The sequence below is a fragment of the Caldibacillus thermoamylovorans genome, from assembly GCF_000751775.1.
GTDB classification, from domain to species: domain Bacteria; phylum Bacillota; class Bacilli; order Bacillales; family Caldibacillaceae; genus Caldifermentibacillus; species Caldifermentibacillus hisashii.
The window spans coordinates 1-7869 of sequence record NZ_CCRF01000019.1 but is presented as its reverse complement, the minus strand read 5'-3'; the positions used below and the strand labels follow the sequence as shown (position 1 = coordinate 7869).

The following is a 7869-nucleotide window of genomic DNA, read 5'->3' as shown; positions in this document are numbered from 1 at the left end:
ATTTTTTTTATTTTGCCCCTAACAAAAGCACAAAAGCAAATCAAATGCTCGATCAGTTATTAAGATTTGTCTGTCAACGTCTTTTTTATCTTTCAATCCCAATTTTTTTAAAAACTATCTATCCTAAGACTAAAGTCACGGCTGTTCTAAGTTGAAGTATAAAATATACTCCTTTGTAAATATTCCTGAACATGTTCGTAAGAAGGTCCGCTAGTAACAACACATCCATTGGAAAAATTTCATGTAATTTCCGAATATTTATCATACACCTCCCCAAAAACACATTTTCCTTCATTTTACATTCCTTTTTCAAAATAGCCTCCCTCACCCCAGTTAGATTAAAAACCAACCAAAAAAGCACCCTACTTTTTATTGTTTTGATGAATAAGAAGTTTCAAGTTCTATGCTACCATCCTGCAAAACACCATGTCCAAAGAGGCTTATTTGTTTCCAATAATTACCTGATTAATTTCACCATCTCTCCCTCTAAAGCAAAATTAAAAAAGCACCCGTTCAGGCGCCTTAAAATACTTTACGAATATGTTCAAACTTGTTTTTACTATATATCTCAAGATAAATTGCCGCGGTAATATTCCTTTATTTAAAACCTAAACGACGTATGCCCTACCTCTCATACATCCTTACGACTCCTTAGTCGATCCAGTGTGATTAAGTTCTTAATGATTTCACCAAGAACGCCAAACCATTTATTCCTTTTTGATATTTCAAGTTCGTTCGAAAAAGCATTATCTATATTATACCACGTTGACAAAATAAAAGAAAGCCCCCCTCGGCAATCACGGCAATCAATTTCCTAACGATCGACATCTTCAATAACTTGTTCATCGAAAAAGGGTTCCAATTCTCCCTGTTGAATTGGAGCATACCACGTCAGTATCAATGGACATGTCAATAATAATAAATCCCACCTTATTTCCATTTTTCCACCATCCCGACACATGCAACAAAGATTTTTACTATAGTAACGTCAATTCCAATTGGAACAAGCAAATTCGCCAGACTGTAAAAATCACCGTACTAATAATAACGATTATTTCAATTGATATTTTCGGTTGATTTAAAACTTGCAGTATAAGTAAGCCAATAAAAATTGTAAACAAAGCAAAATCAAACCAAAAGTTTCTGAGGCAAGTGCCGAAAGTAGGGTGCTAGAGCAGAATCAACAAAAAATTGTTTTATCCTCTTCGTGTTTACTCGTCTACCTTGACTAACCGGCCGCCGCATTTCCCGCAAACAAAGCGATTTGTATCTACTCTTCTCTTCCGCTTATAAATAAGGCCGCAATTAGAGCATTGATATTGATATATTTGCACTGACCGTTTTCTTTCTAATGTTTCAGGTAATGGTGTACAGTATCGGGGAGCACCGACTTGACTGGCAAGTTGTTTAAAATGTTGGTCTTTATGTCGGTAACCCATTTTATTTTGATGAAGGTGGTAATGACAAAGTTCATGTTTAATGATACCGATTAATTCTTTTTCTCCATACACATCATAATATTTTTTATTAATTTCAATATTACCGGTCTGTAGTATGTATCTTCCACCCGTTGTCCGCAGTCTTTTATTAAAAACTGCTTTATGTTTGAATTGCCTGTTAAAATATTCCAGGGATATTTTTTCAACTAAATTTTGTAGTTGCTGATCATTCATTTTTGATTTCACCTATAACCTATAAAGTTTCGTGTTTTAATAAAAGTAGTTCACTGACAATCTATTTTAACATAGATTAAATTATACACACATTTAAAAAACTGTACCATCAGCTGACCTTAAACAGATTCTATCCTGAATTGCAATAATAAAAAAGGTAATTGGAATAAACGTTCATTTTTCGGTTATGTGGATTTGTACAATTTCCTTTCAAAAATATTATCGTGAGGATTACCTCTTTCAAAAGGAGGGGTGGTTAATGCCGAGTTGGTTCAAAAAACAAATGCAAAGGGCTTTTTTAGAGAAAAATCGGTACCAAATTAAGTTATTAAATCAGTGCTGGTATTTTTATATGAGAAAAAATTGTTCTTAATTTCTTCTTCCATCGTTCCGGGCAATCCATTAGATTTGCGGTAGGCATGCAGATCATTATGAAAGCCCCTTCCGAATGACATTTGCGGAAGGGGCTTTCTAGTTGACAATAAATGACTTTTTCAGTGACTGGCGATACGACCATGATGATGTGACTGTAACGTTTTTTATTTAACAATAAACGACTTCCTTTTCGATTATGCATGATTCCTTATCAAGAACAAAAACCGTTTCCTCTTAACTTTCCTTTAACATCGACAAGGAAATCCGGCCTTTATTCACATCGACATCGTTCACCCAAACAGTTACAATGTCACCGACGGAAACAACATCAAGCGGGTGTTTAACATATTGGTTACTCATTTTCGAAATGTGGACGAGTCCATCTTGCTTAACACCGATATCAACAAATGCACCAAAATCGACAACGTTCCGAACCGTTCCTTGAAGTTCCATACCTGGTTTTAAATCTTCCATCTTTAATACATCTTTTCTAAGTAATGGTTTTGGTAAATCGTCACGCGGATCTCGTTCCGGTCGTTTCAATGCATCGAAAATATCTTTTAAAGTAAGTTCTCCTACCTCGAGTTCAACAGCCATATCATTAATATTGACTGCATTTAAACGTTGAATGAGCTTCTCAGAACCAATTTCTGTTGTTGAAAAGCCTAATTTCTCCAATAAACGTCTAACAACCGGATAATTTTCGGGATGGATACTTGTGCGATCCAATGGTTCATCTCCATCAACAACCCGGAGAAACCCGATACTTTGTTCATATGTTTTTTCACCAAGGCGAGGAATTTTTTTCAGTTCATCCCGATTTTTAAATTTCCCGTTTTCCTCACGATATTTTTTAATATTGTTGGCTACCGTTTTGGAAAGCCCAGAGACGTATTGCAAAAGCGAGGAGGATGCCGTATTTACATTGACGCCAACTTGGTTAACGACCGTTTCAACGACAAAAGTAAGCGACTCTTGCAATTTTTTTTGGGAAACATCATGTTGATATTGACCGACGCCAACTGATTTCGGATCAATTTTCACTAATTCAGCCAAAGGATCTTGTAATCTCCGGCCAATTGAGACGGCACTCCTTTCTTCAACATGAAGATCAGGAAATTCCTCCCGTGCAAGATCTGATGCTGAATAGACGCTGGCACCCGCTTCATTAACGATCAAATAATAGGTATCACTACCACCTAATTTTTTTAAAGTATCGGCGATGAATTCTTCGGTTTCACGTGAAGCTGTTCCATTTCCGATCGCAATCATTTCAACCTTATATTTTTCAATAATCCCCATTACTTTATTTTCCGCCTCGTCTTTTTTTGACACCGGTGGATGCGGGTAGATGACATCAATATGAAGAACTTTCCCTGTTTCGTCGACAACGGCTAATTTACAGCCGGTCCGATACGCCGGGTCGACACCTAAGACAATTTTTCCTTTTAATGGGGGCTGCAGTAATAATTTCCGCAAGTTCTCAGAAAAAATATGGATTGCCTGTTCTTCGGCCTTTTCCGTTAATTCATTCCGAACCTCCCGTTCAATCGAGGGTTGAATCAACCGTTTATAGCCGTCCTCAATCGCAAGCATGACTTCAGAAGCAACCGGTGAACGCTCATTTTTAATAAACGATTGCTTTAAGTAAGTGATGATTTTTTCAATATCAGGTTTTACAGAAACTTTTAAAATTCCTTCTTTCTCGCCGCGATTCAAGGCAAGGATCCGATGTGGAACAATTTTTCCGACAGGTTCTTCATATTCATAGTACATTTCGAATACTTGTTTTTCGTCCTTTTCTCCATCTTTAACGGCTGATTCAATTATTCCGTGTTTCATCGTTTCAAAACGGATCCATTTCCGCACCTCTGCATCATCTGAAACCATTTCAGCAATAATATCTTTTGCTCCGGTAATGGCATCTTCTTCTGTATGTACGTCAAGTTCTTCATTAATATAACGACGGGCTTCCTCTCGCAATTCTCCTGTATCCGGGAAGGTCATCATCCAACTTGCTAGCGGTTCTAATCCCCGTTCTTTGGCGATACTTGCTTTTGTTCTGCGCTTTTGTTTATATGGCCGGTATAAATCTTCTACCTCTTGCAGTTTTGTTGCGTTCTCAATTTTTCCCGCCAAATCTTCCGTCAATTTTCCTTGTTCGTCGATAATTCGGATAACTTCCGCTTTCCGTTCTTCTAAATTTAACAAGTAGTTCCAACGATCAAGGATATCACGGATAACAACTTCATCTAAAGCACCCGTCCGTTCTTTCCGGTATCTTGCTATAAAAGGGATTGTATTGCCCTCATTCGTTAAATCAATAACATTTTTTACTTGTGTTAGCTTAATGGCTAATTCCTTTGCCACTTGTTTCATTAATTCCGATTGTTTATCAATGGTTTGCTCCAATGTATTCACTCCCATTATTACATTTTCAGCACTACCTTATTATGATTGAAAAAAGCGAGTAAATCAATTTTGGCTTTCCACATTGCTTTAGGAAAAATAAAAAAGATAAGCCGTAATGACTTACCTTTTGGCAGAACAAACATTGAAATGAACACCTTTCCCACTATGAACTACCCGCCATTAAAATAACGAGTTTCGGAACCCCTACAAAGTTGTAGGTACTTCACAGGTGTGCCCAACACCACTACTGATTGAGTGTTTAACTCTTTCAGATACTTTCTTTGGAATTTTCCTTCGCCCATCATATCTGACCGAGCTTTCATCTCCTTAATGAATAGAGGAGGATTCCCACTCGGATGTCCTAAAGAATTTACCGCTTTTTTCCAAACATATGTATGAAAAAACGCTCTGATTTTCATTCAAGAGCGTCATTGTTGTTTTCATTCAAAATTCGATCAATCCTAAACTGATTTGCAACGCCTCATCAACTTTTTCCATCATTTCTTCATCCAGATGGGTAATTTTATCGGTAAGTCGCTGTTTATCAATTGTCCGAATTTGTTCTAGAAGTATAACCGAGTCTCGTTCAAAGCCGTATTTTTTCGCATCGATTTCCACATGTGTAGGTAATTTTGCCTTTTGAATCTGAGCGGTGATCGCTGCGATAATCACAGTTGGACTGAACCGATTCCCTATGTCATTCTGCAATATGAGAACAGGACGGACGCCTCCTTGTTCTGAACCAACGACAGGGGAAAGGTCGGCAAAGAAAACGTCGCCTCGTTTAACAATCAAAGGCTTATCCTCCGCTTACTAGTCTCTCAACTGTATGTTCTGCCTCATATTCAGCCTGAAAGCTTTCCGATGCAATAGTCAAATTAATTTTGGCCATTTCCATATATCCCCGTCTCATGGATTCTCGAATGTGTCTTTTTTTCCTTTCACGTAAAAACATTTTTGTCGCTTGATAAATCAGCTCATCGCGATTCACATTTTCTTGTTTAATAAATCCATCCATCTCCAGTAATAGACTTTGCGGCAAGTTCACTAGTATTTCTTGTGTTGCGCTGGATTCAGACACAAAAGACACCTCCAACTACTCACTATGCTTCTTTATACATAGTAACATTTATTTATCATAATGAAAAGTCATTTCTTTCACTTCCTCACTATTATCAGCCAAAATAGTCGGTTTTTATGCAAAATTCGACCGCTGCACATTCAGTTTGGACATTTTTTTCTAAACCCAATATCTTTTATACCTTTCCAGTCACTTTCTATAATCTGTAATGTGTTAAAAAATATATATGGTTTAATTTTGAGCCACAATATGAAATTATTCAGTATATGGTTATCATAGAACAGAAAAATTGGGAAGGGCTCCGCAGACCTTTTGCAATCAGCAGGAGATATCGATTTCCCCACTGATTGAAGTTGTGTAAAGAATAAAGAGGTCACCCTGAAAAATTCACACACGCACTCTCGATGTTTGTGGTGCCCAATTCAGGATAGACCCCTTTACAAAAAAATTATATTGTCATGATTGGAAACTGTTTGACCAAGTCATTATCAAAACAATCAAATGAACTTACATCTTTATAAAATTACTTCTCAACAGAAACATTTTGAACAGATTTCGCCAACATTACCATTTCTTCTTTTGTCAAATTATTGGAAGCTATCATATATTCAACATTACCGTCCGTCCAAGTCAGGGAATTGTCCGTCAATGCACCTATCGTGAAGCCTAAATCAACTGGGTCACCCTTAACGACTGTTGGTGACATACTGGATGTTTCAAGAACTTCGACATGTTCTTGCATTAGGGTAAAGGCTTTATCACCCTCATATGTTAAAATTACACGTTTTCCGTTAGATGTAGTGACTTCCTGTTCATCGACGAGTGTAGTTCCGGCAATTTCTTCTGTTGGAATTTTTACAGTTAGCTCAGAATTTGCATCTCTTTCTACAGTACTCACAGGAGCTTCCATTTGGGCACTGGTCATATTTCTGTTCAAATCAAAGGAACCATTATCAAATTTTGCATTGAATTCTGCCTTTGAAAATTCAACAGCAAGCTTCACGTTCCGATCGGAATCCATGACTTTCACAGAAACCGGTGTAAAATCTTTTTTGTTAAACGTAATTTCTTGTAAAGGCAACATTTTATTATATTGGTATCGAGTTTTTGTTTCAAATACATAATGCTTATCTGTTTCAGTCAATTTCGCGTTATCATCTTTCAATAAATCTTGTACAAGCGATTCGTATAAATATGGTTGACTGCTGTTTTTCGGCCATTCGCTCTGAAATTTATAGCTTTTGTTCAGTGCAGGTGTTAGTACGTATACACCTTCTTTATTTCTTAAAATCATTTGACTTTGGTCCCGTTCGGCATTTTTCATATGGACCCGGTATAATTCAGGTTTGTTATGCCACACTTCAATTTGATACTCTTGAGCCTCATTCCCCATTGTTAAAGTCATCTTGGCATCGAGCTTATATCCTTTTAATTCCTCGGTTTTCTTATTCAATTCCTGGATGACTTCTTCCTTCGTTTTCGAACCGCAACCCGCCAAAAGCATAACGAATACCAGTCCGGCAAATAGATAAATCCAGCCTTTTTTCATATTTCCAACCCCTTTATTTCAATCATGTGAGGAGAAGTCTTGTCTCCTTAATTCTTGCAATATGAATATATGAGACAAACTTTCCAAATATGCTAAAGAATGGACGTCCATTTTGGGTATTCAGGTATTCAGCTGTTCGAAGTTACTGAAGTGATGATCATTACTTGAGTTTAACATTTCAAAGACGGGTGGGTTTTCGCCGACAAAAAAGGAGATTCAAGCTTATAATGGTGACGAGAATGGGGCTCGTCGTCAAAATAGAAGCTTTCTCACCGAAAAATGGTGACGAGATTGAGTTTCGTCGCCAAAAACAAGCGTTTCTCAACTAAAAGTGGCGACGAAAACGAGGCTCATCGCCAAAAACAAGCGTTTCTCACTCAAAAATGGTGACGAAAACGAGTCTCGTCGCCAAAAACAAGCTTTTTTCAACCAAAAGTGGCGACGAAAACGAGGCTCGTCGTCAAAAAAGAGCGTTTCTCACCGAAAAATGGTGACGAGAATGAGTTTCGTCGCCAAAAACAAGCGTTTCTCACTCAAAAATGGTGACGAAAACAAGTCTCGTCGCCAAAAAAGAGCGTTTCTCTACCAAAAGTGGCGACGAAAACGAGGCTCATCGCCAAAAACATGCTTTTCCCACCGAAAAATGGTGACGAGAACCGGGCTCGTCGTCAAAAACAAGCGTTTCTCTACCAAAAGTGGCGACGAAAACGAGGCTCGTCGCCAAAAAAGAGCGTTTCTCACCGAAAAATGGTGACGAGAACAGATCTCGTCGCCAAAAA

At 37.7% G+C, this 7869-nt stretch carries 8 protein-coding genes; 1 reads left to right on the top strand and 7 read right to left on the bottom strand.

From position 1 onward, the window contains the following. Positions 1 to 631 precede the first annotated feature (631 nt). The 3 genes from BT1A1_RS18435 to BT1A1_RS02640 all read right to left on the bottom strand — a co-directional run bounded on the left by BT1A1_RS18435 (position 632) and on the right by BT1A1_RS02640 (position 1673). Positions 632 to 772 carry a hypothetical protein gene (locus BT1A1_RS18435; protein ID WP_156103153.1) on the bottom strand — a complete coding sequence of 47 codons (141 nt, stop codon included), beginning with the start codon at positions 770 to 772 and terminating at the stop codon, positions 632 to 634. 42 nt (positions 773 to 814) lie between these two features. Beyond that, positions 815 to 940, bottom strand: coding sequence for a hypothetical protein (locus BT1A1_RS19430; RefSeq protein WP_268753553.1), 126 nt, complete (start codon positions 938 to 940; stop codon positions 815 to 817). 271 nt (positions 941 to 1211) lie between these two features. Then, positions 1212 to 1673, bottom strand: coding sequence for a SprT family protein (locus tag BT1A1_RS02640; protein ID WP_034767836.1), 462 nt, complete (start codon positions 1671 to 1673; stop codon positions 1212 to 1214). A gap of 259 nt (positions 1674 to 1932) precedes the next feature. Between BT1A1_RS02640 and cmpA the strand changes: the two genes are divergently transcribed. Beyond that, positions 1933 to 2046 carry a cortex morphogenetic protein CmpA gene (cmpA, locus tag BT1A1_RS18430; protein WP_095142672.1) on the top strand — a complete coding sequence of 38 codons (114 nt, stop codon included), beginning with the start codon at positions 1933 to 1935 and terminating at the stop codon, positions 2044 to 2046. Positions 2047 to 2282: 236 nt separating this feature from the next. On the opposite strand, the gene BT1A1_RS02635 is transcribed toward cmpA, so the two are convergent. The 4 genes from BT1A1_RS02635 to BT1A1_RS02615 all read right to left on the bottom strand — a co-directional run bounded on the left by BT1A1_RS02635 (position 2283) and on the right by BT1A1_RS02615 (position 7090). Continuing rightward, on the bottom strand, positions 2283 to 4475 hold the full coding sequence (locus tag BT1A1_RS02635; RefSeq protein WP_197057060.1) for a Tex family protein: 2193 nt from the start codon (positions 4473 to 4475) through the stop codon (positions 2283 to 2285). A 429-nt stretch (positions 4476 to 4904) separates the two neighbouring features. Beyond that, positions 4905 to 5255, bottom strand: a complete 351-nt coding sequence (locus BT1A1_RS02625) for a type II toxin-antitoxin system PemK/MazF family toxin (protein ID WP_034767829.1) — start codon at positions 5253 to 5255, stop codon at positions 4905 to 4907. A gap of 4 nt (positions 5256 to 5259) precedes the next feature. Then, complete coding sequence (locus BT1A1_RS02620) at positions 5260 to 5541, bottom strand: CopG family ribbon-helix-helix protein (protein WP_034767827.1); 282 nt, start codon at positions 5539 to 5541, stop codon at positions 5260 to 5262. 523 nt (positions 5542 to 6064) lie between these two features. Then, positions 6065 to 7090: a LolA family protein gene (locus tag BT1A1_RS02615; RefSeq protein ID WP_034767825.1), complete on the bottom strand. Its 1026-nt coding sequence runs from the start codon at positions 7088 to 7090 to the stop codon at positions 6065 to 6067. Positions 7091 to 7869: the final 779 nt, after the last annotated feature.